Origin of the sequence: Paenibacillus sp. FSL H8-0048 (assembly GCF_038002825.1) — a bacterium.
GTDB lineage: Bacteria > Bacillota > Bacilli > Paenibacillales > Paenibacillaceae > Paenibacillus_AQ.
In genome coordinates this window covers 4,139,715-4,164,541 of sequence record NZ_JBBODF010000001.1, presented here as the reverse complement: position 1 = coordinate 4,164,541, position 24,827 = coordinate 4,139,715, and the positions used below count along the sequence as shown (strand labels likewise).

The 24,827-nt window shown below is 53.8% G+C and carries 22 protein-coding genes, 1 pseudogene and 1 riboswitch; of the genes and pseudogenes, 8 read left to right on the top strand and 15 right to left on the bottom strand.

From position 1 onward, the window contains the following. Window positions 1–391 precede the first annotated feature (391 nt). On the top strand, window positions 392–1,909 hold the full coding sequence (locus tag NSU18_RS17650) for a methyl-accepting chemotaxis protein (protein WP_341015024.1): 1,518 nt from the start codon (window positions 392–394) through the stop codon (window positions 1,907–1,909). Between the two features lie 193 nt (window positions 1,910–2,102). Here NSU18_RS17650 and NSU18_RS17645 read toward each other — a convergent pair whose 3' ends face one another. Then, window positions 2,103–2,681: a nucleotidyltransferase family protein gene (locus NSU18_RS17645; protein WP_341149655.1), complete on the bottom strand. Its 579-nt coding sequence runs from the start codon at window positions 2,679–2,681 to the stop codon at window positions 2,103–2,105. 195 nt (window positions 2,682–2,876) lie between these two features. Here NSU18_RS17645 and NSU18_RS17640 point away from each other — a divergent pair, with 195 nt between their 5' ends. The 3 genes from NSU18_RS17640 (at window position 2,877) to NSU18_RS17630 (ending at window position 6,600) form a co-directional block, all read left to right on the top strand. Beyond that, window positions 2,877–4,481 (top strand): LytS/YhcK type 5TM receptor domain-containing protein, encoded by a 1,605-nt coding sequence (locus NSU18_RS17640; protein ID WP_445321866.1) that lies wholly within the window; start codon window positions 2,877–2,879, stop codon window positions 4,479–4,481. Further along, on the top strand, window positions 4,478–5,209 hold the full coding sequence (locus NSU18_RS17635) for a LytR/AlgR family response regulator transcription factor (RefSeq protein WP_341149653.1): 732 nt from the start codon (window positions 4,478–4,480) through the stop codon (window positions 5,207–5,209). Before NSU18_RS17640 ends, NSU18_RS17635 begins: the two co-directional genes overlap by 4 nt. A gap of 134 nt (window positions 5,210–5,343) precedes the next feature. Next, window positions 5,344–6,600: an L-lactate MFS transporter gene (locus tag NSU18_RS17630; protein ID WP_445321865.1), complete on the top strand. Its 1,257-nt coding sequence runs from the start codon at window positions 5,344–5,346 to the stop codon at window positions 6,598–6,600. A gap of 427 nt (window positions 6,601–7,027) precedes the next feature. On the opposite strand, the pseudogene NSU18_RS17625 reads toward NSU18_RS17630, so the two are convergent. Further along, window positions 7,028–8,220, bottom strand: a pseudogene (locus NSU18_RS17625) (IS256 family transposase). 104 nt (window positions 8,221–8,324) lie between these two features. On the opposite strand from NSU18_RS17625, the gene NSU18_RS17620 reads away from it, so the two are divergent. Beyond that, window positions 8,325–8,678 carry a hypothetical protein gene (locus tag NSU18_RS17620; protein WP_341149651.1) on the top strand — a complete coding sequence of 118 codons (354 nt, stop codon included), beginning with the start codon at window positions 8,325–8,327 and terminating at the stop codon, window positions 8,676–8,678. A gap of 68 nt (window positions 8,679–8,746) precedes the next feature. On the opposite strand, the gene odhB is transcribed toward NSU18_RS17620, so the two are convergent. Together odhB and NSU18_RS17610 are read right to left on the bottom strand one after the other, a co-directional pair. Continuing rightward, window positions 8,747–10,063 carry a 2-oxoglutarate dehydrogenase complex dihydrolipoyllysine-residue succinyltransferase gene (gene odhB / locus NSU18_RS17615; RefSeq protein WP_341149650.1) on the bottom strand — a complete coding sequence of 439 codons (1,317 nt, stop codon included), beginning with the start codon at window positions 10,061–10,063 and terminating at the stop codon, window positions 8,747–8,749. A gap of 59 nt (window positions 10,064–10,122) precedes the next feature. Further along, window positions 10,123–12,990: a 2-oxoglutarate dehydrogenase E1 component gene (locus tag NSU18_RS17610; protein WP_341149649.1), complete on the bottom strand. Its 2,868-nt coding sequence runs from the start codon at window positions 12,988–12,990 to the stop codon at window positions 10,123–10,125. Between the two features lie 715 nt (window positions 12,991–13,705). Beyond that, window positions 13,706–13,809: riboswitch (cyclic di-GMP riboswitch) on the top strand. A 34-nt stretch (window positions 13,810–13,843) separates the two neighbouring features. Here NSU18_RS17610 and NSU18_RS17605 point away from each other — a divergent pair. Further along, window positions 13,844–13,987, top strand: a complete 144-nt coding sequence (locus NSU18_RS17605) for an anti-repressor SinI family protein (RefSeq protein ID WP_341018495.1) — start codon at window positions 13,844–13,846, stop codon at window positions 13,985–13,987. A 146-nt stretch (window positions 13,988–14,133) separates the two neighbouring features. Here NSU18_RS17605 and NSU18_RS17600 read toward each other — a convergent pair whose 3' ends face one another. The 11 genes from NSU18_RS17600 to NSU18_RS17550 form a co-directional block, all read right to left on the bottom strand. Further along, complete coding sequence (locus NSU18_RS17600; protein ID WP_341018493.1) at window positions 14,134–14,466, bottom strand: helix-turn-helix domain-containing protein; 333 nt, start codon at window positions 14,464–14,466, stop codon at window positions 14,134–14,136. A 297-nt stretch (window positions 14,467–14,763) separates the two neighbouring features. Then, a complete protein-coding gene (locus NSU18_RS17595; protein WP_341015008.1) occupies window positions 14,764–15,354 on the bottom strand; it encodes a TasA family protein in 591 nt (196 codons plus the stop codon). 39 nt (window positions 15,355–15,393) lie between these two features. Continuing rightward, complete coding sequence (locus NSU18_RS17590) at window positions 15,394–15,990, bottom strand: TasA family protein (protein WP_341015007.1); 597 nt, start codon at window positions 15,988–15,990, stop codon at window positions 15,394–15,396. Window positions 15,991–16,070: 80 nt separating this feature from the next. Continuing rightward, window positions 16,071–16,673, bottom strand: coding sequence for a signal peptidase I SipW (gene sipW / locus NSU18_RS17585; RefSeq protein ID WP_341015005.1), 603 nt, complete (start codon window positions 16,671–16,673; stop codon window positions 16,071–16,073). 1 nt (window position 16,674) lies between these two features. Further along, a complete protein-coding gene (locus NSU18_RS17580; RefSeq protein WP_341149648.1) occupies window positions 16,675–17,988 on the bottom strand; it encodes a hypothetical protein in 1,314 nt (437 codons plus the stop codon). Between the two features lie 482 nt (window positions 17,989–18,470). Beyond that, the gene (locus tag NSU18_RS17575) at window positions 18,471–19,328 is read right to left on the bottom strand and encodes an IS3 family transposase (RefSeq protein WP_341018673.1); all 858 of its coding nucleotides are present in this window, start codon (window positions 19,326–19,328) and stop codon (window positions 18,471–18,473) included. Window positions 19,329–19,339: 11 nt separating this feature from the next. Beyond that, window positions 19,340–19,636 (bottom strand): transposase, encoded by a 297-nt coding sequence (locus NSU18_RS17570; protein WP_341016938.1) that lies wholly within the window; start codon window positions 19,634–19,636, stop codon window positions 19,340–19,342. A 337-nt stretch (window positions 19,637–19,973) separates the two neighbouring features. Continuing rightward, entirely contained in the window at window positions 19,974–20,951 is a 978-nt protein-coding gene (locus tag NSU18_RS17565; protein ID WP_341015002.1) for an aldo/keto reductase, read from the bottom strand. Between the two features lie 64 nt (window positions 20,952–21,015). Beyond that, window positions 21,016–21,228: a hypothetical protein gene (locus NSU18_RS17560; RefSeq protein ID WP_341149647.1), complete on the bottom strand. Its 213-nt coding sequence runs from the start codon at window positions 21,226–21,228 to the stop codon at window positions 21,016–21,018. Window positions 21,229–21,417: 189 nt separating this feature from the next. Next, window positions 21,418–21,984, bottom strand: a complete 567-nt coding sequence (locus tag NSU18_RS17555) for a PadR family transcriptional regulator (RefSeq protein WP_341014999.1) — start codon at window positions 21,982–21,984, stop codon at window positions 21,418–21,420. A 4-nt stretch (window positions 21,985–21,988) separates the two neighbouring features. Next, entirely contained in the window at window positions 21,989–23,509 is a 1,521-nt protein-coding gene (locus NSU18_RS17550; RefSeq protein ID WP_341149646.1) for an MDR family MFS transporter, read from the bottom strand. 299 nt (window positions 23,510–23,808) lie between these two features. Between NSU18_RS17550 and NSU18_RS17545 the strand changes: the two genes are divergently transcribed. Together NSU18_RS17545 and NSU18_RS17540 are read left to right on the top strand one after the other, a co-directional pair. After that, window positions 23,809–24,087, top strand: a complete 279-nt coding sequence (locus NSU18_RS17545) for a metal-sensitive transcriptional regulator (protein ID WP_235218520.1) — start codon at window positions 23,809–23,811, stop codon at window positions 24,085–24,087. A gap of 482 nt (window positions 24,088–24,569) precedes the next feature. Next, complete coding sequence (locus tag NSU18_RS17540; RefSeq protein WP_036732845.1) at window positions 24,570–24,770, top strand: copper ion binding protein; 201 nt, start codon at window positions 24,570–24,572, stop codon at window positions 24,768–24,770. Window positions 24,771–24,827 lie beyond the last annotated feature (57 nt).

The following is a 24,827-nucleotide window of genomic DNA, read 5'->3' as shown; positions in this document are numbered from 1 at the left end:
GAAAGCAGGCGCACGGACCGAATGTATGTGAAAAACAGCATATATTGTGCTCGCAAGCAGGTGCACAGACCAGATGTATTTTAAAAACACCATACATCTGCTATATAGATTGAACTAAAAATTTAAGTTAAGGGAAAAGTGGCGGAGGGGAATTTTGGAACTGGAGGAGCGGTAGCGACCGCCTTTGTCTACGGATTTCAACCGTTACAAACGTATAAAATCAAGAAATCTGTAGACAACAGCGGCCGGAAGTCCAAAACTTCTCTGGAGTCGCGGCAAACCCCTAACAGAAAAATATAAGTGCAATCCATAGAGTAATGGTTTCCTTAATTTAACTCTGCTGATATAATGTTAGAATACATAACATGATAGAGTGGAGTGAACGTGCAGAATGGAAATTCGCCGGAGCAAGGCCGCTATCGTTATTATTTTGCTGCTGGGTGTGGGGTTGTATGGCTTATGGATGGAGATGTACTGGATACATAAGGTTGTCTATCTGCTGCTGATGGCGGCACTTGCCGGGCTTGCGCTGGATATCCGCCGGGGCGGAGCAGCCGGAGCCGGGAAACTGGCAGAAGCCCGGAGCAAGGTAGAGAGGCTGGGCAATGAGATTGTGGTTACCTCGGACCGGCTGCATGGTGCTCTGGAGGAGATTACCCGCCATACCGAAGGACTTCAGCAGACAGCGGACTATTCGCATGCCTATGAGGTAGAGCTGCAGACCCGCAGCAATGAGGCGAAGGCCAATATTGAGGGGGCTTTTGCCAGAATGGGCGGAGTAGCAGCGGTTACCGGACAGATTGGAGAGCTGACCGGGCGGCTGAGTGCGGCGATGCAGGCAGCACGTGCAGGGATGGCGGGGATGGTGGATTCCCTGAAGAATACAGATGAGGTCATGGAGGAATTGCAGGAGCAGAGCGGAGATATGCTGGACAAATTCACCGTGTTAAGCGGACATATTGCGCTGGTGGAGGAGATGAACGCCCTGATCGTAGGCATCGGCAATGAGACCTCGCTGCTGGCGCTGAATGCCTCGATTGAAGCTGCGCGGGCCGGAGAAGCAGGCCGGGGCTTCGCTGTAGTCGCAGGCCGGATCAGGCAGCTGGCCGATCAGAGCCGGGATTCCGTGGAGCGTTCTACGGCGGTGCTGCTGGATCTCAATCATGGAGTGCGTCAGGTGCTGGAGTCGGTTACGAAGGAGCAGGCTGCGGTTGCGCACGGAGTGAATGAAGTAACGAAGGTGAAGCAGCGCCTCGGGGACATTTCAGCCCGGGTGGAGGAAGTTGGGGGCATAGTTACGGAGTCAGCGGCTGCGGCCGAGCGGCAGAGCAGGCTGATCGCAGAGGTGACCGGCGAACTAAGCGGTGCAGTGGGGATTGTTAATGAGACCATAGCAGGCGTAGACCTGACCCTGGAGCAGGTAACCCGCCAGCGGACCCAGATCGGGCAGCTTAATGAGATCAGCGCGAGCCTGCTGCTGGAATCTCAGACCCTGCAGCAGTCGGTGAACGGCATTGCCGGACGCGAAGTCATTGAGCTGAGCCAATATACGGCGAGGCTTGCGGAAATGCAGACGGTGCTTCAGGAGATAGCAGCCAAGCAGGAGATGTATGCAGCGGATGCGGACATCCATGGCAGAGTTCTTACAGCTTGCAAGCATAAGGTGCCGGATGTGCAGGCCATCTGGTCCAACCGGACAGATGGCACCTTCATCTACTCCGAGCCTGCGGCCGGGCTGCTGAATGCGAAGCGCCGTGACTGGTGGAACGGGGCGATGGCAGAAGGGCAATACATCTCGCAGCCATATGTCTCGGCCATTACGAAGCGTTCCTGCATCACGCTCTCCAGAGCAATTACGAACAGCGACGGGGAAGTTGTGGGTGTGGTGGGAATCGATCTGGCAGTGTAACAATAGAATACGGCTTCTAAATAAGGAGCAGGCTGTCCCCGGCCGGGGACAGCCTGCTCCTTATTTGAAATATAAGAAGTTATATGTTGCACACGATAACTTATCCTTCTATTTCTCGCTGAAACGGTACCGTCCTTTACAAGAACGGCAAAGCCGTTTCCACTTGGATTTCAGGGAGGTTGGGGACCGGCCGCTAACGCTTCCCGGCCGGAAGGACCCGCAGACCGGTCCAGATGCGCTGCCAATTCTTGCTGGCTATCCTCTTCTCATAGACAGGCCAGAGATGCGGATTGGCGGCGAAGTAAGGCGTGGGCCGCACCACCAGCTCAAGCACATCCTCTACGCCATGGGGAGCGCTGAGAATGACTTCGCCGTCTTCACGGAGGGAGAGGCCGAGCACTGTGGCGGTCTCCGGGAACATGGACATGGCATCCGTGGAGGACCGGTAAGGCTTCAGGTCATTCACCTTATGCATTCGCGCCTGGTTCTTGACCGACCAGGGGATTCCGGGATGCTGCTCCTTCAGCTGTGTCTCCCAGAGCTTCTCCGTCTCCTCCCGCAGGTCACTACGGTCATAATAGATGACATCAATATCCTGAAGCGGGGTCCGCTCCTTATATCCGTGTCGCACATCCCAGATCTTGGAGCGCACAAACCCGGCGCAGACCCACCAGTCCGGCAACTGCGGCACGGCGGCCAAGGCAAGAATTCCCATCATCCAGTCATCTTCCTTCACCAGCCGGAGAATGTCCGGTTCATTATGAAGCTTCATCCCTTGACGCTCCTTCCTTACGCTGTATCTAGTTTCTGTCCATTATATACCACCCGTGCGGTGAGCGGCTGATCCGATTGCTATAACCATTATCCCGTCTTATAATGGACCGATAGCTTGTCCTATGGAGGCGTGAGTGTGCAATATAATCTGAGTATTTTGCTGCAATTGTTTGAGCGGGCAGCGCTGCTGCTGATGTGTCTATTCGTTCTGAGCCGGGTGCCGCGGTTCAAGGAGATTTTTGCCAAAGGGATTCATGCCCCGCAGGAGCTGGCGATTGTCACAATCATCTTCAGCCTGTTCGCCATCTTCGGAACCTACAGCGGGATTAATGTGGAAGGGTCTCTGGTCAATGTGCGGATTATCGCCATTATAGCCGGGGGGATTCTGTTCGGCCCTTGGGTCGGGCTGATTACCGGGGTCCTCTCGGGCGTACACCGCTTCCTGATCGATATCGGCGGGGTTACCTCGCTCCCGTGTCTGATTACCAGCATTACAGCCGGTGTGGTATCCGGGATTATTTACCGGCGCACTTCGCCTGAACGGCGCTGGATCGCTGCCATTGCTGCCGGGATGGCCTGCGAGGCACTGACGATGCTGCTGATTCTGGTGATGGCTGATCCCCACTCGCTGGGGGTGGACATCGTGTCGAAGATTGCTTTTCCAATGATAATGGGGCAGATCTGTGCTGGTCTGATCGTTACGCTTGTACAGAGTGTAGAAGGGGAGAAGGAACGGATTGCCGCGAAGCAGTCCAAGCTGGCGCTGGATATTGCCAATAAGACGCTTCCGTATTTCCGCAGTATTAATCCTGAGTCGCTGCGTACCATCTGCGGAATCATCCAGAAGGATATCGGGGCGGATGCGGTGGCCATTACCGATACCAGAGTCATTCTGGCCTACGTGGGTGTCGGGGAAGAATATTATGCCGAAGCTAATGAGATTATCAGTGAGGAGACGAAGCAGACGCTGAGCAGCGGGGAGATTACCATCCGTGACGACGATACCGAGTACATGAACCGGGACATCCGCTCGCTGATCATTATTCCGCTGAAGGAGAAGGGGGAGGTGACGGGATCACTCAAGATCTACTATACCCACGCGCATAAAATCACCTATTCCCTCCAGGCTATGGCTGTAGGGCTCTCACAGATCATCTCCACGCTGATGGAGGTGTCACGGGTTGAGGGCATCAAGGAGATGGCCAATAAGGCTGAGCTGAAGGCATTGCAGACCAGCATCAACCCGCATTTTCTGTTCAATGCGCTGAATGCGATCATCTCCTCGATCAGGATCGACCCGGACAAGGCGCGCGAGCTGATTGTCAATCTGTCGGGGTATATGCGGTACAATCTGGAGCTGACCGATGAGTCTATAGATATCCGGCGCGAGCTGCAGCAGGTGCAGCATTATGTGGAGATAGAGAAGGCCCGCTTCGGCAGCCGCCTGAGCGTACTGTACGATATCGATGAGGTGGCGGTACGCATTCCGAGTCTGGTCATTCAGCCGCTGGTGGAGAATGCGATTATCCACGGGATTTTGAAGGGGAAAGGAAACGGAACTGTAGAGATCTCGGTCAAGGACCACGGAGACAGTGTAAGGGTGCGAATTGCCGATACCGGAGCGGGGATCAGTGAAGAGACGATTGCAAAGGTCTACAGCGGAAGCATGGAAGGCAACAAAATCGGCCTCAACAACGTGCACCAGCGTATCAAGCTGATCTACGGTAAAGGTCTGACCATCCGGCGGCTGGCTAAGGGGACGGAAATCTATTTTGATGTGATGAAGGAGCAGCGATGAGAGCGATCATTGTCGAGGATGAAGTGCTGGCAAGACAGGAGCTTACGTATCTGATTCAGACCCACAGCCGGATCAAGATTGCGGCGGAATTCGAGGACGGGCTGGATGCGCTGAAGTACCTGCAGACGGATACGGTGGACGTGATTTTCCTGGATATCAATATCCCTTCGATTGACGGGGTGCTGCTGGCCCATAATATCAGCCGGTTCGCGGTCAAGCCGTATATTGTGTTCATTACAGCTTATAAGGAGCATGCCGCCGAGGCGTTCGAGATTGAAGCGTTCGACTATATTCTGAAGCCTTACAGCGAGACGCGGATCAGAGCGATGCTGCAGAAGCTGGAGGGGGCCATTGCGGCCGGGAGCCGCCAGGGGGAAGAGGGGCCGGTGAAGCTGGGCAGCGATAAGGTCAATCTGTGGAAAAATGAAAAGATTATCGTCGTCGATGCAGACGAGATCTATTATGCTTCGGCGCAGGAGAAAACAACGAGTGTGATTACCAAGGGGGAGGAATACAGCATGGCCTTAAGTATCAGCGAATTCCATACCCGTCTGCCGCAGGAGCAGTTCTTCCGCTGCCACCGCTCCTATCTGGTCAATCTGTCCAAAATCAAGGAAATCATCCCCTGGTTCAACAATACCTATCTGCTCCGGCTGCGTGATCTGAATGCCGAGGTGCCAGTCAGCCGCAGCAAGGTGAAGGAATTCCGGCAGATTATGCGTCTCTAGCGGCAGTTCATTCCCCGTAAGTGTCATCTCATTCCGGATTTCTCTCAGAAGGAGCACCATTCGCTACAATGAAAAGGCAAAGGAAGCCTTGAAGCGGATTCAGCGACTTCAGAGAGAAAGAGGGAATTCTGATGATAACGGATACAGCCAGTAAACGGTGGCTCATCGTACTAGGTACAGTAATTATGCAAATGGGACTCGGTACCATCTACACCTGGAGCCTGTTCAATGCACATCTTGTCAGTACATTTGGTTTTGAGCTTAGCTCAGTTTCGATAACGTTTTCTATTACCAGCTTTGCTTTGGCCTTCGCCACACTGTTCGCAGGCAAGCTGCAGGACCGGTTCGGTCTCCGCAGACTGACTGCAGCCTCCGGCATACTGCTGGGGCTGGGGCTGATTCTGAGCTCGCAGGCCAGTTCCCTGCCGATGTTCTACCTGCTGGCTGGCGTAGTGGTCGGGTATGCGGACGGAACGGCGTATATTACTTCGCTGTCCAACCTGATGAAGTGGTTCCCGAAGAATAAAGGACTGATCTCCGGGGTGTCCGTGGGCGCTTACGGAACGGGCAGTCTGATCTTCAAATACATCAATGGCGGCCTGATTGAATCGGCGGGGGTGTCGAATGCTTTTCTATACTGGGGCCTTATCGTTATGATGATGATCCTCATCGGCTCGCTGCTGATCCGGGAGGCTCCGGCTGCTGCGCCTGCTGTAACTGCTGCGGGAAACCGGGCATCGTCCGCTTCCGGGGCGGCTCTGCTGCCCAAGGATTATACCGTGAAGGAAATGCTTCGCACGAAGGAAGCGTACCTGCTGTTCGTGATCTTCTTCACCGCCTGCATGAGCGGCCTCTATCTGATCGGTATCGTGAAGGATATCGGTGTGCAGCTGGCGGGTATGGATGTGGCGACGGCGGCGAATGCTGTGGCGATGATCGCTATTTTCAACACGGCTGGACGCCTGATTCTTGGCGCATTATCCGACCGGGTAAGCCGGACCAAGCTGATTAGTATCACGCTGGCGGTAACGGCTGTGGCGATGTTTACCCTCAGCTATGCCGCGCTGAGCTATGGCCTGTTCTTCGCCTGTGTGGCGGCTATCGCCTTCTGCTTCGGCGGTAACATTACCGTCTTCCCGGCGATTGTCAGTGACTTCTTCGGCCTGAAGAATCACAGTAAGAACTACGGCATTATCTATCAGGGCTTCGGGATCGGCGCGCTGTCCGGTTCGTTCATCGCCGCCTTCCTCGGCGGGTTCAAGCCCACTTTTAACATCATCGGGCTGCTGTGTATTCTGGCTTGTATCCTGGCGGTTTCACTGAAGCCTCCGGTAGCCAGAGCAGCCAAAGCCAAGGGAATGAGCCTGAAGCCTTCACGGCATACGGCTTAACCATATATCGACTTACGTCGGCTTGAGAAAGTACTATAGACAGATAAGAGTACAATAGACAGATAAGAGTACTATAGACAAATTTGAGTACTATAGACAAAGAGAATAAATCTGAGAAGAAGAGATGTCCTCCGCCCGCGTAAGCGGGTGGGGGATCTCTTTTTTTCATGGTCGAAAACAAACTTATCTTTCGAGGCACAACTCCAGCATGAAGTGAGTAGTGTTTCTAATACAGCAAACCGGCCACAAATGGCCCGGATGCGCCGCGTGGGCCAAATGTAATCGAAAAACCGATCACAATTGGACTGGGTGGGTAGCGTCAAGAAGTTTGTGTAAGAGAGTAGAAGTACCTCCCCGGGGTTACGGGTTGGGGTGTAGTGTTTCTGGGGGAGGGGGAACCCCGACCCCCAGAAACTGGATTTCTCTGCTATGTCTCTTCCGGTGTGGGCAAAGAGGGATAGCGTGTTTCGAATAGCTCTTTTAGCTTCTTTTTAACGGCATCCATGCCAAAGCCTTGGGCGACCCGCCCTGCATGACGTTCATTGTATTCCAGCATCTCCAGGTACACGATTTTCTCTGCCGCATCCATGTTCGTCAGACTGTTCATCGGTTTCAGACGCTTGCGGATTTCCTTGTTCATCCGTTCGATGGGGTTCGACGTGTAGATCGCTTTACGGATCGATTCCGGATACTTGTAGAACGTCAGGAGTGTGGATAACTGTTCCTCCCAGGACCTCATTTCCTTCGGATATAGCTTGTTCCACTTCGCTTTGACCGTATCAAAGTTAGCCCGGGCTACCACTTCATCCGGTGCGGTATATACGGTTTTCAACGCTTCAAGGACATCAGTTCTGTGCTCCATCCGGATTTTAGGGAACGTGGCCCGCACTTTGTGCACTACGCAATGCTGTACATCTGCCTGAGGATAGGTCTCTTTAAACGCCGCATCCAGCCCCGGTAGTCCGTCAAACACACCCAGCAGGACTTCCTGCGCTCCGCGGTCGTACAGGTCTTTGAGTACCTCCCGCCAGCCATTCGAACTCTCTTGGCCGCCCACGTAAAACCCGAGAATTTGACGCTGTCCCTCCTCGTCAATCCCCATCGCAAAGTAGACCACTTCGCCACGAACCGTGCCCCGTTTCAGCTTCACGTACAGCCCATCCAAGTAGATTACGGAGTACCGTTTGCTCAGGGGCCGTTTCTGCCACTGGTGGATATCGTCTAGCACCGTAGCCGTAATATTGCTGACCGTGGTGGGGGAGTAGTGGCTGCCAAACATACTTTCAATGAACCGGGCCACATCCCGCGTACCCATGCCCGATTTGTACATTTGGATGACGGCCTCTTCTAACCATCCGTCCCGCCGCTGGTACGGCTCAAACATCTGCGTCTGGAAAAGGCTTTGGCGGTCCCGGGGACCTGAAGATCCTCGATATGGCCGTATTTCGTGTGTAAGTCTCGCGTATAGTAGCCATTGCGACTATTGCTGGCACCGGCTTCTTCACTCTCCATAAACCCCTGGATTTCGGCGCGCAACAGGCGTTCCATGTTGTCTTTCACAAAATCTTTAACAAGTTTTTCAAATAGATTATTCAGAGAACTTTCGGGTAAAATATTCATTGGTAGGGTTCCTCCTTGGTGGTTTCGCAATCCCGAGGATACCCTACTTTTTTGGTGTCTGACTAGACTCCAAATCTTGGTACACAACTTACTTTACGCCATCCGTGGGTGCGCCGCCTCGGCTGAATGTGGTCGAAAAACCGATCACAATTGGACCGGATGCGCCGCCTCGGCTGAATGTGGTCGAAAAACCGATCACAATTGGACCGGATGCGCCGCCTCGGCTGAATGTGATCGAAAAACCGATTACAATTGGATTGGGTGAGTCGCGTGGGCTGAATGTGGTCGAAAAACCGATTACAATTGGACCGGATGCGCAGCCTCGGCTAAATGTGGTCGAAAAACCGATTACAATTGGATTGGGTGATGCGCGTGGGCTGCCGGGAACAGGCGCATGTTGGTATGAGCGGGTATGGCGGAGTCAGCAGATAGACAAAAAAGGCATCCGGGAAGCGTAAGGTTACGCTCCGCCGGGTGCCTTTATGTTTATCATGTAAGTGGATGGAGAAACTATGTGGCCGGAGAATTAACCTTCCAGCAACAGAGATTCCGGGTCCTCCAGCAATTCCTTGACTCTGACCAGGAAGCTGACCGCTTCTGATCCGTCCACGATCCGGTGATCGTAGGACAAGGCGATGTACATCATCGGACGGTTGACCGTGCGTTCCTCATCCAGCGCGATGGGGCGCAGCTGGATCTTGTGCATGCCGAGAATGCCGACCTGCGGGGTGTTGAGGATCGGTGTGGACAGCAGGGAGCCGAATACTCCGCCGTTCGTGATCGTGAAGGTTCCACCCTGAAGCTCCGGCAGGCTGAGCGTATTCGCCCGCGCCTTGGAGGCCAGCTCGCCGATCCGCCGCTCGATCTCAGGGAAGCTAAGCCGGTCGGCATCGCGGACGACCGGTACAACCAGGCCTTCCTTGGCAGCTACGGCAATGCCGATGTCGTAATATTTCTTCAGCAGGAGATCTTCCCCGTCGATCTCCGCATTCAGCATCGGGTAAGCCTTGAGCGCGCCGATGACTGCCTTGGTGAAGAAGGACATGAAGCCGAGTCCAACCTCGTGCTTCTCCTTGAAGGCATCCTTGCGGCGCTTGCGGATGTCGAGAATCGCGGTCATGTCCACCTCGTTGAAGGTGGTCAGCATCGCAGCCGTCTGCTGCGCTTCGACCAGGCGGCTGGCAATCGTCAGCCGCCGCCGCGACATGCGCTTGCGCTCGGTGGCTTTGCCGTCCTCGGCATGCGGCGCCTTGCCCGCTGCCGGCGGCGCGGGCTTCGCCGGCTCCGGCCGCGCCGCCGGAGCCGCTTGCGCAGCGGCCTGCGGCCCGGCGGCGCTATGACCATCCACATCGGCCTGACCGATCCGGCCGATTGGGTCGCGGGCACTGACCTCGCCGAGGTCGATGCCCCGCTCCCGCGCCAGCTTGCGCGCCCCCGGCGAGGCCAGGGCCGCAGTGCCTGCCGCCGCACCTTCGGCGGCGGCTGGAGCCGTTACCGCAGCGGCCGGTTCAGGCGCTGCGGCACTTGCGGCAGCAGCAGGCGCGCTGCCGCCCTGCGGAACGCTGTCTGCTGCCGGCTTGCTGGCAGCAGCTGCTCCAGCGGCGCTGCCGATGATGCCGATGATGCCGATGGCTTCGCCAACGGCAACGTTCTCGCCCGCCTGGCGCAGGATGGAGGAGATGACGCCGTCCTCCTCCGCACTGATCTCGAGATTGACCTTGTCAGTCTCAAGCTCGGCAAGCACATCCCCCTGGCCGACAGTATCGCCCTCTTTAACCAGCCATTTGTAGATCGTTCCTTCGGAAATCGATTCGCCCAAATCGGGTACTTTTATCTCGGACACAGGCCGTACCTCCCCAAATATAGTGGTGTGCGTGATATTGGATGACCGCCTTGCTGTGCTCAGGAAGACGGTACAGGTGCTTGCACTGCAGCATTCAATTTCAGGGCTTCCCGTACAATGCGCCGCTGCTCGAAGCTGTGGACATCTGCGTAGCCGCTGGCCGGGCTGGAACGGTCCGGACGTCCGATGTACTGGACAGTGACCTTCTGCGGTGCGATGGCGCGCAGCCGGGATTCGGCATACGTCCAGCCGCCCATATTCTTCGGTTCCTCCTGTACCCAGACGATCTCCTCCAGAGAGCTGAAGCCGCTAAGGTGAGTACCAAGCTCGCGTTCCGGGAACGGATAGAGCTGTTCCATGCGCAAAATGTGCAGCCAGGAGAAGTCCTGTCCGCGCGTCGCCTCAAGCTCTGTCTGCAGGTCGATGGCCACCTTGCCGCTGCATACCACGAGGCGCTTCACGGCTTCCGGCTTACTGCCGAGCAGCGGCTCGGGAAGAACCGCCTGGAAGGTGCCCGAAGCGAGGTCTGCTCCGGCTGAGGTACTGCGCGTGTTACGGATCAGGCTCTTCGGCGCCATGATCACCAGCGGCCGGGCATCCGGTTGTCCGCAGAGCGCGGCCTGACGGCGGAGCAGATGGAAATACTGCGCAGCAGTGGTCAGGTTGGCTACAGTCCAGTTCTCCTCGGCGGAGAGCTGGAGGAACCGTTCCAATCTACCGCTGGAGTGCTCTGGTCCTTGGCCCTCGTAGCCGTGAGGCAGCAGGATCGTCAGATTGCTGCGCTGCGTCCACTTGGCGCGGCCGGCGGAAATGAACTGGTCAATAATGACCTGAGCGGCATTGGCGAAGTCTCCGTATTGAGCTTCCCAGATAACGAAAGTCTCCGGTGCGAACACATTATAACCATATTCGAAGCCAAGGACAGAGGCCTCGGACAGCGGACTGTTGTAGACGCCGAAGGAAGCGCCGGCATCACTCAGCTGATGCAGTGGAGCATAGAGTTCCCCGTTCTCGCTGTCGTGCAGCACCAGATGGCGGTGGGCGAAGGTGCCGCGCTGTGCATCCTGTCCGCTGAGGCGGATCGGCGTGCCGTCCTTCAGGATCGTAGCGAAGGCAAGTGTCTCTGCCAGCGCCCAGTCTACCCGCTCTCCGTCATTCAGTGCATCCTTGCGGCGCTGCAGAATCCGTTCCAGCTTCGGATAGACCTTGAAGCCGGCCGGTACGCGCAGCAGCTCGCGGTTAATCTCCTGCAGACCGGCCAGAGGGAAGGCTGTAGGACGCTGCTGGAGACTATCGTTATCCAGCGCGACGACGGTCTTAGACTCCGCATTCTTTTGCTTGCCTTCCTTCATCTGGTCGAAGGCCTGCTGAAGGACACTCTCAGCCTCGGCAATCATGTTCTTCACATCATCGGCAGTGACCACCTTCTCGCGTTGAAGACGCTCCGCATAGGAGCGGTAGACGGTAGGGTGGTTGCGCACTTTGCCGTACACAATCGGTTGAGTTGTCTCGGGATCATCCATTTCATTATGCCCGTGGCGGCGGTAGCCGATCAGATCAATCAGGAAGTCCTTCTTGAACATATGGCGGTAAGCACTGGCCAGACGGACAGCGGCAATACAGGCTTCCGGGTCATCGGCATTGACGTGCACGACCGGAATCTCATACCCTTTGGCCAGGTCGCTGGCATAATGGGTGGAGCGGGAGTCCTCGCTCTCTGTGGTGAAGCCGATCCGGTTATTGACGATAATATGCACGGTACCGCCATTCTGATAACCCTGCAATTTGCCGATATTAAGCGTCTCAGCGACAATACCTTCGCCAGGGAAGGCGGCATCGCCGTGCATCAGCACAGCCATAGCCTTGCTTGTGTTCAGCTTAGGCAGTCCCGGAGCATTGCGCTCTTCCTGTGCGGCGCGTGTGAAGCCCTCGACGACAGGATTGACAAATTCAAGATGGCTCGGGTTATTGGCCAGCGTGATCCGGGTGCGAACGGTCTCGCCTTCGCGGACGGCGCGGTCAGCCCCGAGATGATACTTCACATCACCGCTCCAGCCGTAGGTCACACCCATAGAGCCTTCCGAAGGGAACAGCTCTTTGTTCGGCGAGTGATGGAATTCCGAGAAAATAATATCATAGGGCTTGCCCAGAATATGAGCCAGCACATTAAGTCTTCCGCGGTGGGCCATGCCCATCAGGATATGCTCTGCGCCGTCATGCGCGGCGGCCCGCACAATCTCATCCAGCATCGGCACGAGGGCATCATTGCCCTCCAGGCTGAACCGTTTCTGCCCGACGAAGGTCTTGTGCAGGAAGGTCTCGAAATGCTCCACCTGAACCAGCCGCTTCAGCAGCTCCTTGCGCTCTGTATTATTCAGCGGGGCAGGGGAGGTCATTGATTCCGCCTGGCTGTTGAGCCAGCGCAGCTCGCGTTCATCGTGTACATGCCCGAATTCATAGGCAATGGTCTGGGTATAGGCCTGACGCATTCTATGGACGGCATCCATCGCGGTATGCACATCCGCAGGGGCATTATCCCAGATCAGCGAAGCAGGCAGAGCATTAAGATCCTCGCGGGTAAGCTCGTAGGTCTCCAGCTCCAGCCATTTGGCCATCGGGTTCGTGCTGCGCTCCAGCGGATCAATGTCTGCAGCCATATGGCCATATATTCGAATATTTGCGATCAGCTTCGAGGCCTTGACAGCCTTCTTGAGCCACTGCGCATCTGCTGATACGGCAGGCCTTGGAGCCCTCTCGGCATCGGGTGCCAGCGGAGGGGGACCGGATACGGTGAAGAGATCGCGGTAATGTTGTTCAACAGAAGAGGGGTCCTTGACAAATTGCTCATATCTTTCTTGGATGTAGCCCAGGTTGGGGCCGTAGTATTTGCTCCATACTGTGTCGTTATAGGGCTCTTTGACTGCCATGAATAGGTCCTCCTAACGGATAAACTCCACGCGGGGCATCCAGTGTGCCACTTGGCGGAGCTGCAAATGTTTGCGGTTTCATTCTCACCTTATTGTGCTACTTTCCGGCGGGGTAAATCAATTCATACTTTCGGTCAATCCGTTCGCAATTTGGCATGATTCATTACAGTATTCATACGGAACTATCATAAATAGGCATTAATCATGTATTTTAATTGAACAAATTGATTTTTATGCTTTGGGATTGGCCGTGACTCCAGAGAAGTTTTGGACCTCCGGCCGCTGTTGTCTGCAGATTTCTTGATTTTATCCCGTTGTTAACGGTTGAAATCCGCAGACAAAGGCGGTCGCTACCGCTCCTCCAGTTCCAAAATTCCCCTCCGCCACTTTTTCCTTAACTTAAATTTTCAACAAGTTCAATCCATATCACTGTCCGTAATCCATACAAATGGGTAATTGTCTCTATGCGATGTTGCGCGCAGCGGTAAGGCGGAGCAGTTAGAGTTCCCTTTAGTATATTTAAACTATTACCTAGGGTTTGAACTTGGAACTGGAAATATTTATACAAGCCACTGGCAATATTAGCTAAGTTTCCTCACATTTTATCATAAAAAAATTCCAGAAAACGACACACTAATCGCGCATGATCTTGTATAATGTTATTGCGGAGAACGGTTTCATCGATTCTTGCCAGATCCTTTCATGATGGAAAGGGTCCAGTAAAAGGTAAACCTGCCGAAAGACAGGGGCACAAAGTCTCGGATCTAAAGTAGAGATACTACAAAGTAGCAATACTACTATGATGGCCGGACTGCCTGGGGACGCGAAAATTCTAGGAGGAGATTTCTTGGATATGTCCAACCAGGGGAATGACGAGCTGCAGGCAGTAGATCTGGATTTAGAATGGGTGCACTTGCTGATGTCTGCCAAGCAGGCGGGGATCGCGGCGGAGGAGATCCGCCGGTTTCTAAGTGAGAAGGCGCTCCAGGCGATGTAAGGACGGTCATCATTGCTGCGATACATACAGAAAAGGCACAGCGCCCGGTACGCTGTGCCTTTTCTGTATGCCGCTTGAAAGCATGCCTTCGCCGAAGGCGGCCTCCCTGCCGTGCGGAGTCTTCCCTGTGACATACAATGCTGCGTTTAATTGTCCTTTTGTTCCATCCGCCATTTCTGGTAATCAAGGAATTCCTTGAATTCACGTTTGCTTATACCGGAGGCCATGGCCTCCTGAACCAGCCGGAACCATTCCCCGTCCAGAGCCTGTTCTTCCGTCTCTGCCAGTCCGCCATACAGCAGTGCATGAATGGATACCTGAAGCGCGTCAGCGATTTTTTCGATGAATTGAATGGAGGGGTTGGATTGAATATTGCGTTCTACATTACTGAGATATGATTTCGCCACATCAGCCTTATCCGCAAGCTCGGATAGCGAATAGCCCTTCTCCAGCCGGAGTTTGTGGATGCGGCCTCCCATAGTATCTGACACGATTACAACGCCCTCCGTACTTTTTATTAAAAGATAAGAAGTGATATGCTTCGCGCTATATCCTTATCTTTCTCACTGAAACGGTACCGCCCTCATAGAAAGGCAAAGCCGTTTTCACTTGTCAGTATAACAAAAAACCGCAAATCGGACAAAAATCATTAAGCCCGGCAGCCTGGGAAAAGGAAACGGCACACCCGGCCCGGTTGGGGGAAGGATGTGCCGTCTTGCTGAAACGGTATCGTCCTTTCAAAGGACGGCAAAGCCGTTTTCCACTTGAGTGTTGACTTACTTGGCCTCTCCCAGTCCTTGAAGTGCATCGAAGGTCCAGTTCAGAGCTAGGCCGTCACCCTGGAAAATGTTCTGATCTTGGCTGTTGTCTACGAACTCGAAGGCGATCTTAAAGGTCTTGGACCCGGCTGCGGCAATCCCTCCTGGCAGTACACCTGCTGCTACGAGATCGTAGCTGGGGGTGTTCTTCAGATCCTTCAGGGAGATCTCGGACAGCACATGACCGCTTAGTGAACCGCCGGTGTACGTGTTATCGAGAAGCTTGACCTTGAAGTGGTCTCCGAGATCCTGGCCCGCGTTATCGCCCTTGGCATCGGTTACGGTGTAAGTGGTGGCCAGCTTGAGGAATTTGATATCCAGTGTGCCGTCATTGGACAAGGTGAAGGTGCGGACGGTGTAGTCTCCCGGCTTCAGATTCGTCAACGCTACCGGAGTATTGAAGGAAGAGCCGAGCTTCAGCGTACCTGCGGCGAAGGTTGCCGTGCTGGTGGCTGTGGAGCTGAAGTAAGCGAAGGTGCCCCCGCCGATTAAAGACAAGCCCAGTGCCGCCGATGCTACGCCAAGACCCAATGTTTTTTTGATACCCATGATTGATTTCCTCCTCGAATGGTTTGTTTTGCCCTGAAATTATTTGAGACTGCCTTTTTCCTGGTTGGCTTCAAAATTCAGCGTCAGCGCAAGCGTATCGCCCTGATAATAGTTCTGCGGCTGGAGGGTCTCCTTGAAGGCGAATTGAATGGTCAGGTCATCCGAGGTACCGGCTTTGATGCCGGATTTCTCTCCGCCTAAGATTGCTCCGAGAATTCCCCGGGCCACCAGATCGGGACTCTCCTTCTCCAGATCGGCCAGCGAGATGACCAGAAGCGGTGATTCCTTTTTATCCTTGTTTACTAGGAAGGTCACAATAATATCATCCTTGAAATTATGCGTACCGTTATCACCTTGGGCGTCTGTAATGGCGGACGAGGTGCGCAGTACCACTTTGGGAATATTGAGCGTTCCGTCATTTTTGAGCTTGAAGTCCCGTAAGACTGTATCTCCCGGCTTGAGATTACTGAGATTAACAATGACAGAGGGATCAGATTTCAATGATAGGGTTCCGTTGTTAAAAGAAGCTGAAGAAGTAGAGGTACTGCTGAAGTAAGCGAAGGTACCTCCGCCGACCAGGGTTAAGCCTAATGCTGCCGATACAACGCCGAGACCTAATGTTTTTTTGACGTTCATTTGTTCATCCCTCTCTTATGAGTCTGCTTTGTAGAGCTGTATTGTGGCTCCGCGTTTCGTAAACGGGAGAGGACAATCGATCATTGGACGAGGTCAGTCAGACTATCCGGCCCGCCTCCGCTGGCTGCGGATGAAGCCACGTTCTTCTTTTCCAGTGCCGCAACGGCCTTCCAGGAAGAATACAGCGCGTAGAGGAGCAGAAGCAGCCCGGGAATAATCATCAGCACTACGCTGCCGGCTTTGGAGACTGCGAAGCTCATGGCATAGCCCACATAGGGGACGGTTACGCCGGTGTACTCACCTACCACATTCGTGGAACTGACGGGCGCGGTGTCGGCTGCATCATTATTGTCGCCCTTGGTGATATAGCTGGCTTGCCCCAGCGCACTGTTCAGCTCGGCATCGACCACGCGGTGGGTGATCAGAATATTATCCGGATTCAGAAAAGTGATCACATCGCCCTTCTGGAACCGCGTCATGTCTCCGCCCGGCTTAATGGCCACAATGGAACCGGTCTGGATGCCTGGCTCCATGGAGCCGGACAAAACCGTCTTAATCTGATAGCCGAAGAAGGAGGGCTCGCCGCCGGAGGCTTTGGAGATCACAACGGCTGTGATCAGCACGAGGAACACAATCAGAATCAGTGTGGAGATGATCGTACCTGCTATTTTTCGGATGCGCATCTTATTCGCCGCCTTTGCTGGTGTCGGATTGTGGAGACGGTGTAGCTGCAGGAGCAGGCTGCCCGTCGTCCATCACAGTGCCCGGAATTACGCCGTTAGGTCCTTGATCTGGAGTGGGTTCCGGTAAAAGAATCTCAGGCACAGGAGTGGCCGCTGGAGCAATAACCTCTGCTGCTGCTGAAGCTGTGGGGACTGGAGTATCCTGTACAGGCGCTGTTGGAGCGGGCTCCTCTGCCGGCTGGCTTTTGTCAGGAGGACTGGTTGCGGGCGGCTGGTTCCGGGCTTGTTCATGCTCCAGCTTCAGCGCTTCGTCAGCAGCCTTCTGCTTCTCTATGGCGAGCCGTTCGGCCTCTTCCGCTCTGGCCTTATCGGTCTTTTCCAGCGTCAGGCGTTTCTCTTCCTCCTGCTGTGCCTTCGCCTTGTCCTCAAGGGCCGTCTTGGCACCAGCGATCTCTGCCAGCTGTTCCTCTAAGGTGTGGATGGTGGAGGTCAGGGTATCCTTGGACGCTGTTAATTCGGTATTCAACTGCTCATACGCGGCCAGCAGCGCAGGGGATACCTGCGAATCTACTTGATAGGCGCTGGTTACGAATGAGAGCACAGGCTCCTCAGCGGGGAAGCTGTAGTCATCCTGCCGGAGTAAGACGCGGTCGGGATTACCGGTAGGCAAGGAACCGCCGATATCATGAATCGAGCCAAGGTATTGCACAATTCCGCTTAACGTCTCCGCCAGCGGCTCCGAGAGAATCCCGCTTTGCTGAAGACTCTCTTGAATCTGGTCAAAGAACTGTGCATCACGGATTTCCAGACAGTTAGGATCGAGATTCACCATATACCCTCCGAGCTTGTGCAGAATGGCCGCTGCATAGCCAATTTCCTGCAGAATTTGTTGCCAGACCGTCACGTTGAAGCTTAGTTGCTTCTCCAGCAGACCGATCTCGCTGCCAGCTTGAGTGAGCTCAGACGAGAGTTCGTCTGCAGCCTGATCCAGCTCGGCAAGCGACAGCTCTCCGGTAGCGGCTGAGGTGTTATACACTCCACTGATGCTATGGCTGCCAAGGGAAGCTTTCAGCTCTACGAGGGTGCTTAGATGCCCGCCTAATTCCGATAACAGCTGTTCAATCTGACCCGGGAATACCGAGCACAGCCCGATGGAGCTGATCTGCTCCTGCGAGGTGTTGAACTCTCCATAGGTGCTGCCGATCTGGCCTGAGGTATAGATCAAAAGCACAGATACAGCCATACCCGATTGCAGAATCCGCAGGCCGAGCTTCCTGGTTGTTCGTTTGCGCCGCTTGGCAGATCTGGGGTACATAGCTAAGCCCCCTCTCAACTTGCTAATGAGTTATTCGTTATATTCGTTCTTTATAAAGAACAATATCGTAAGCAAATCATACACTGCGCCGCTTGGAAAAGAAAAATGTTAATTTCAGCGGAATGTTCGCAATAAAGTACGAATTAGGTGGGATATCTCGCTGTAACTGCGGTTATCGCTGTTTTTCACAAATGTTCTTTATAAAGAACGGATGGGGCGGGTGGCAGGAGCGGAGTGAGGTGAGTACAGGTGCACCTGAATGGAGCAAAAGTTGGTGGGGAGCGGAAATGAGGGCATTAGTGCCCCTGAATGCGGCGAAAGTTAGTGGAGTGTGGAAATGAAGAGCATAAGTGCACCTGAATGGAGCAAAAGTTGGCGGGGAGCGGAAATGAGGAGCATAAGTGCACCTGAATGGGGCAAAAGTCGGCGGGGAGCAGAAATGAGGAGCATAAGTGGACTCCTGTCAAGAAAGTAGACAAAACCTACAACGTTTTTCGCTTAAATGTGGCTGCAAACTGAACCGGAGAAACGTACCCCAGTGCCCCATGGATTCGTTTACGGTTGTAGAAAAATTCAATGTACTGGAAAATGGCATCATACGCCTGTTGCTTCGTTTTAAATCGATTCCAGTACACCAACTCTTTTTTTAAGAGGCTGTGAAAAGATTCGATACAGGCGTTATCATAACAGTTTCCTTTGCGGCTCATGCTTGCGGTCATCTGGTACGTCTTTAGGCGTTCCCGGTAGTCTGCAGAGGCGTACTGGGAGCCTCGATCCGAATGGTGAATCAAGCCCTTTCCGGGGCGTTTGGCCTGGTAGGCAGCGTCCAGAGCGCCCTGTACGAGGTCAGTGGTCATCCGGTCGCTAAGCCGCCAGCCGACAATCTCCCGGGTACACAGGTCCAGCACGCTCGCCAAGTACATTCGTCCTTCCCGGCAGGGAATGTAGGTGATATCCGCTACCCACGTCTGGTTCGGCTTTTCCGTGTGAAATTGCTGGTTTAACAAGTTGGGGGCAATGGGTAGCGGATGGTTGGAGTCGGTGGTGCATACGCGAAATCTCTTTGCGACACAAGAGCGCAGCCCCAGTTCTTTCATGTACTTGCCTACCGTGCGTTCACTGACCTGGTGCCCTTCACGCACTAGGAGAACCTTGATTTTGGGGCTGCCATAGCGACCCTTAGAGTCGTGAAAATGATAGGCAATCCGCTTTAGCAACAAGGCTTTACGAGTGGCTTGAGGGCTGGGCTTCGCTGTTCTCCATTTGTAATACCCGCTCCGGGACACCTGAAAGACACTGCACATCTTCTCCACGCGGAACTCGGAGCGATGATCTTCAATAAACCGAAATCTCAGTTCTTTGGATTGCTGAAGATGTGCACGGCTTTTTTTAGGATGGCCATCTCCTCTGTCAGGTCTGCGAGTTCTTGCTCCCGCTCCTTCAGTTGACGTTCCAGCTCTCTGTATTTGTCTGGAGTAATGATGGGCTCATTCTCAAACTGCCGGTACTGACCTAGCCATTTATGCAACGTTTTGGCGGGGACATCCAGCTCCAGGGCCAATTCCGCCACCGTTTTCGTCTGCTCCTGGATGTACTTTACGGCCTGTCTTTTGTATTCTTCATTGTAGCTTCTCCGTGTTCCACTCATGCGGACACCTCCTCGTTAAACTCATTATCTCTATTCTCTTAACGGGTGTCCACGGTTAACACTAACAGCAAAGTGCACCTGAATGGGGCAAAAGTGGGAGGCGTACGGGCCCGATGTATGCGAAAAACCGAATACAATTCAGATGCTGAACCAGTTGGCTAAACGAATGGGTTAGTGTTTCTTGGCAAAGAAGGGGTTGTCCCAAAAGCAGCGATCCTTCCGTTAAAAGAGAATCGCTGCTTTCTGTTTTGGAAGAGAAATCAAATGATATTCTCTTATGATGGGGTGTTACGTATACCGCTTAAACAGCGGAGCGTCCACCCAAGTGCCCACAAACTCAAGGAAGCTTCTCCCCGCGCGAAGTAACGTACAACTCATACCATTCCTTGCGGGATAACTCCAGCTGGTCCGCGCCAGCACAGGCAGCGATCCGCTGCGGATTCACTGTGCCGATCACAGGCTGAATGGCTGCGGGATGCGTCATTAGCCAAGCCAGCACGATAGCCTCGGGTGCCGCGTCCTTCTCGTTAGCGAGTCTCCGTACCATGGCCGCTGTATTCACAACATTCTCCGGCTGGCCTTCAAGCGGCCGTCCGCTGAAAAGTCCCTGGGCCAGCGGGCCCCAGGCCTGGAGCTGGATGTTCCCGGCACGGCAATACTCCATGGTGCCCTCCGGGAACGTAATGTCCTTCCACGGATCGCGGTTCACGCTAAGTACGGCGTCGACCCAGCTGATTTTGTACAGGCTCATATGCAGCTGATTGACAATAAACGGCTCGTCGCAATAAGTCTGCAGCAGCTGGATCTGGGCAGCGCTCATGTTGGAGACTCCGAAGTGGCGTACCTTGCCGGAGGCCTTGAGCTGATGCAGCGCTTCTGCCACCTCTTCAGGGTCCATTAACGGATCGGGGCGGTGCAGCAGCAGAATATCAATATACTCTGTGCCCAGCCGTGCTAGAGTTCCATCAACGCTGGACAGAATGTGCTCCTTGGAGAGGTCGAAGCTATTGGAGAGGTCTCCCGGCTCCATCAGCTTGATGCCGCATTTAGACTGGAGGAGAATGCCCTCGCGCAGCCCCGGCCGTTCCTTGAAGATCTGCCCGAACACCTTCTCCGCCTTGCCCCGGGTGTAGATATCGGCATGGTCAAAAAAATTAATACCTATCGACAGCGCCGCATCCAGCGCCTCATGTCCCTGCTTCATATTCGCAGCCGTGACCGGCTCGCGGTCCCAGCCGCCGCCCAGTCCCATGCAGCCAAGGGCAATACGGCTGGCGGGTATGCCGCGCCGGTTAAGGGGTAACGCTCTCAGCAATGTGATCCCTCCATACTATTAGCTTGAGAATGCTCTCGTTATGTTACCGGACAAGCTTACACCTTTAGAATCCGGTGTGGTATCTCTTATCACTGGAGGAACGGTGCTTCGTGGTCTCTTTATCCTTCTCTTCCTCTTTCTCAAGTGTCAGGTCCTCTACGGGTATCGGGTCCACATTCTGCTGGTCCTCATCTACATCGAACAGGCTGGGCTTGTCCGTAGGGTATTGCTCCGGGTGGTCACGCTCGTCTCTGATCGGCTTTTTATCATCGCTCATCACGGCTTCACTTCCCTTTCCAGAATATACGTCAGGCGGGGGCTGACACAGCTTTAGCCCCTCGCCAGCGGTTTGCTCCAAATATAAGAATTTTGAAACGGTACCGCCCCTAAAAGGACAGTAAAGCCGTTTCCACTTGCTAATAAACACATAAGGTCTCCGCTAAACAATCACAGCGGCTATTCACTTCTATTCATCTGCGATAATAGGTCTGCCGATATCATTCAGTCTGCGGGCGGCCACATCCTCATACAGGCGCTTCAGCCACTTCAGCTCAGTCTGGCAATGCTCGTATCTGCCGTACATCAGATGCAGCACCGAACGCGGTACCACGGCGATATGCTCCTCGTATAGCTGATAGGCGAGGTTTACCTCATGCTCTGCCTCGCGGATACGCTCTTCCAGCAGGCTTTCGACCTTCTCCTGGTCAATCAAATGCGTGAGTGACAGAGCGATCTGTACCGGATGGTACATGGGATCGCTTTTTCGGATCTGCTGCAGAATAAGCTGCTCCATGAAGGTCTTGCCTTTGTCAGTGATCCGGTAGATGGTTTTGTCCGGCCGGTCCGGGCTGTGGATGATCTCAACCGCCTCAATATGGCCGCCTGCTGCCAGCTTATCGACCGCATAATATAATGAACCTGTCTGCATCTTGATCACCCGGTCCATGGAGCGTTCCTTCATAACAAGCGTGATCTCATAAGGATGCATATCCCGTTCCAGCAAAAGTCCCAGAATTGCCAGCTTCATGGGCATGGGCTTACCTCCGTTCGTTATCAGCAGCGTGCTGGCTGCCCTGCGGCAGCAGACGGTCCTTCGGCATCAGCAGGACGAAGACCACGGTAAGCACTGCCGGAACGATGGCCCACAAGAAGGTATGTGAGATCGACGAAGACAGTGAGTTCGTGATTTTCTCAAGGACAGGCGCCGGAATCTGTGCTCTGGCCTCGGGTGTTAACGCGGAACGCGGGTCGCCGAAGGAAGCGGCCTGGCCGCTGTCTCCGAAGGCTGCGCTCAGCTGGGAGGCGAAATGGTTGCGCTGGATAATGCCGAAGATCGTAATCCCCAGCGTCATTCCGAGCGAGCGCATGAAGGTACTGGTGGAGGTTGCCGAACCGCGCTGGCGCATGTCGAAATGCTGGATCGAAGACAGGCTGAGCACGGAGAAGGAGAAGCCCACGCCGAAGCCGGTCAGTGCCATGAAGGCATTAAGCGCCATCCGGGGGGTCTCCGGGGTCAAGGTGCTGAGGGAGTAAATCCCGCCCACGAAGCAGACTGCTGACAGCAGCATGATGTTGCGGAAGCTCGTTTTAGTAGTAAGCAGGCCGCCGGACTGGCTGCCGATTACGGTTCCGATCATCATCGGCATCAGAATCAGGCCGGAGTTGGTGGCGGAGCCGCCGTATACCCCCTGGACGTATATTGGGATATATACCGTTGCTACAATGAATGCCGAACCATAGAACAAGCCCAGTATACTGCTGGTCGCGAACAGGCGCTGCCGGAACATGGCGAAAGAAATAACCGGCTCTGCCGCGAATTTTTCAATGATAATGAAGGCGATCAGCAGCACGGCGAACGCAGCGAACAGTCCAAGAATGGCTGCAGAATCCCAAGCATACTGGTTACCGCCAAGCTCCAGGGCGAACATCAGGCAGATAATCCCTGCCACCAGGGTGAAAGCGCCGCCCCAGTCAATCCGCTGTTTGGAATGCGATATGGATTCCTTATAGGAGGTCATAATAAAGAAGAACGAGACAATCCCGATGGGCAGGTTAATATAGAAAATCCAGTTCCAGCTCACATATTCGGTGATATATGCACCCAGCAGAGGCCCAATTACACTGGAGATCCCGAAGACAGCACCGAAGAGTCCGGTGAGCTTGCCTCTTTTCTCAGGCGGGAAAATGTCGAAGACAATCGTGAAGGCAATCGGCATGAGTGCGCCGCCGCCAATCCCTTGAATCGCACGGTAAATACTAAGCTGGGTGATGCTGGTAGCCGTTCCGCACAGTGCGGAGCCGATCAGGAAGACGATGAGTCCGAAGATGTAGAACCGTTTGCGTCCGTACATATCGGACAGTTTGCCGAAGATCGGGGTGCCGGCCATCACCATGACCATGTAGGCGGAGGTGACCCAGACGATTTTATCAAGTCCCCCGAGATCAGAGACAATCGTGCCCATCGCTGCGGCAACAATCGTATTATCCATGGCCGACATCAGAATGCCGAGCAGCAGTCCGGCAACGACAAGCTTCAGATTGCTCTCTTTGTTATGCATGTTGTTCATACTCCTTTAATTGAAATTGATAAGTTGCAGACCTTATTATATTCAAATTTGAATAGGGGGTCAATCCTTTTTATGCAGCGCTTGTACAGGAGTTCTGAAAGGCCGTTTAAGGAAAGCGGCGCCATTCTAATTGGTATTCCTTAAGCGGCGATTCTTTATTCCTGCAGCTTGACATACCCATGGGGGGTATATTATATTGGTACGTAAGGAGGCTGATTCCTGTGTCTACAAATGAGAAGGACCCTGCCGGACGGGACCCTGCCGAAGCCTGCCATTCTTCTGCTTCCGGTGTGCGTAAGAGTCATCATTCCCCGGAATTCAAGAATGGGCTGACGACCCGGCTGAACCGGATTGAAGGACAGATCCGTGGAGTGAAAGGCATGATTGAACGGGATACCTACTGTGATGATGTGCTGAATCAGCTGGCGGCGGTGCAGGCGGCCCTGAACAGTGTCGGCAAGCTGCTGCTTGAAGGCCATATGAAGAGCTGTATTATTGAACGGATCGAAGCCGGTGAGCATGAGGTCATTGACGAGCTGCTGGTTACGGTGAACAAGCTGATGAAATAAAGGTTGGGCCTGGAGAAATGGAACTGTGAGAATCAAAAGTACAAATATGGTGGATGTAACTGCGTTGAATTTAGAACTTTCGGCCGCTGTTGTCCACGGATTTCATGATTGATACCGCCTTAGTGAAAGAAATCCTTGGACAAGGCGGTCGCTGGCGCTCCTGCAGTTTCAGAGGAAGAAGAAACAACAAACAAGGGTCTGATTGTACTTTGTGCAATAGAATTCCTGTTTAACGATGAAAATATCCATTCTATTGTATTCTGTACAATTGAAGTCAGGGAAATAGGATGAAAGAGCCTAAAAGCTGAAAATCTAATGTGCGAAATACAATAGATTCCATTCAGAGGCTGATTTGTCCGGCATCTGTTGTACAAAGTACAATCAAGCACAGCTATCCTTTCTTCACGCAACAATCTATATTCCGGTTGTAGAATATGAACACAAATTAATCGTGTACCAACAACAATTAGGAGGTAATTCAAATGTCGAACGTAACACTGAATGTTGAAGGAATGTCCTGCGGTCATTGTGTAAGTGCTGTAGAGAAGGCTGTTAGCGGTGTAGGCGCTGCGGCGAAGGTGGATCTGCCGGCGAAGACGGTGGCGGTTGAATTCGATGAGAATACGGTAAGCCTGGATAAGATCAAGGCTGCTATTGAAGATCAGGGCTACGACGTAGTGTGAGCTAATTGTTGTAATATAAGGGCTTGGAGCAGGGAACCCTGGGGTACAGGGCCGGGC

Excerpts from the sequence above, each read along its gene's own strand:
- NSU18_RS17650 (WP_341015024.1), top strand. The coding sequence starts at position 392 with ATGGAAATTCGCCGGAGCAAGGCCGCTATCGTTATTATTTTGCTGCTG.
- NSU18_RS17645 (WP_341149655.1), bottom strand. The coding sequence starts at position 2,681 with ATGAAGCTTCATAATGAACCGGACATTCTCCGGCTGGTGAAGGAAGAT.
- NSU18_RS17640 (WP_445321866.1), top strand. The coding sequence starts at position 2,877 with ATGTGTCTATTCGTTCTGAGCCGGGTGCCGCGGTTCAAGGAGATTTTT.
- NSU18_RS17635 (WP_341149653.1), top strand. The coding sequence starts at position 4,478 with ATGAGAGCGATCATTGTCGAGGATGAAGTGCTGGCAAGACAGGAGCTT.
- NSU18_RS17610 (WP_341149649.1), bottom strand. The coding sequence starts at position 12,990 with ATGGCAGTCAAAGAGCCCTATAACGACACAGTATGGAGCAAATACTAC.
- NSU18_RS17605 (WP_341018495.1), top strand. The coding sequence starts at position 13,844 with ATGTCCAACCAGGGGAATGACGAGCTGCAGGCAGTAGATCTGGATTTA.
- NSU18_RS17600 (WP_341018493.1), bottom strand. The coding sequence starts at position 14,466 with ATGGGAGGCCGCATCCACAAACTCCGGCTGGAGAAGGGCTATTCGCTA.
- NSU18_RS17595 (WP_341015008.1), bottom strand. The coding sequence starts at position 15,354 with ATGGGTATCAAAAAAACATTGGGTCTTGGCGTAGCATCGGCGGCACTG.
- NSU18_RS17590 (WP_341015007.1), bottom strand. The coding sequence starts at position 15,990 with ATGAACGTCAAAAAAACATTAGGTCTCGGCGTTGTATCGGCAGCATTA.
- sipW (WP_341015005.1), bottom strand. The coding sequence starts at position 16,673 with ATGCGCATCCGAAAAATAGCAGGTACGATCATCTCCACACTGATTCTG.
- NSU18_RS17580 (WP_341149648.1), bottom strand. The coding sequence starts at position 17,988 with ATGTACCCCAGATCTGCCAAGCGGCGCAAACGAACAACCAGGAAGCTC.
- NSU18_RS17570 (WP_341016938.1), bottom strand. The coding sequence starts at position 19,636 with ATGAGTGGAACACGGAGAAGCTACAATGAAGAATACAAAAGACAGGCC.
- NSU18_RS17560 (WP_341149647.1), bottom strand. The coding sequence starts at position 21,228 with ATGAGCGATGATAAAAAGCCGATCAGAGACGAGCGTGACCACCCGGAG.
- NSU18_RS17555 (WP_341014999.1), bottom strand. The coding sequence starts at position 21,984 with ATGCCCATGAAGCTGGCAATTCTGGGACTTTTGCTGGAACGGGATATG.
- NSU18_RS17550 (WP_341149646.1), bottom strand. The coding sequence starts at position 23,509 with ATGCATAACAAAGAGAGCAATCTGAAGCTTGTCGTTGCCGGACTGCTG.
- NSU18_RS17540 (WP_036732845.1), top strand. The coding sequence starts at position 24,570 with ATGTCGAACGTAACACTGAATGTTGAAGGAATGTCCTGCGGTCATTGT.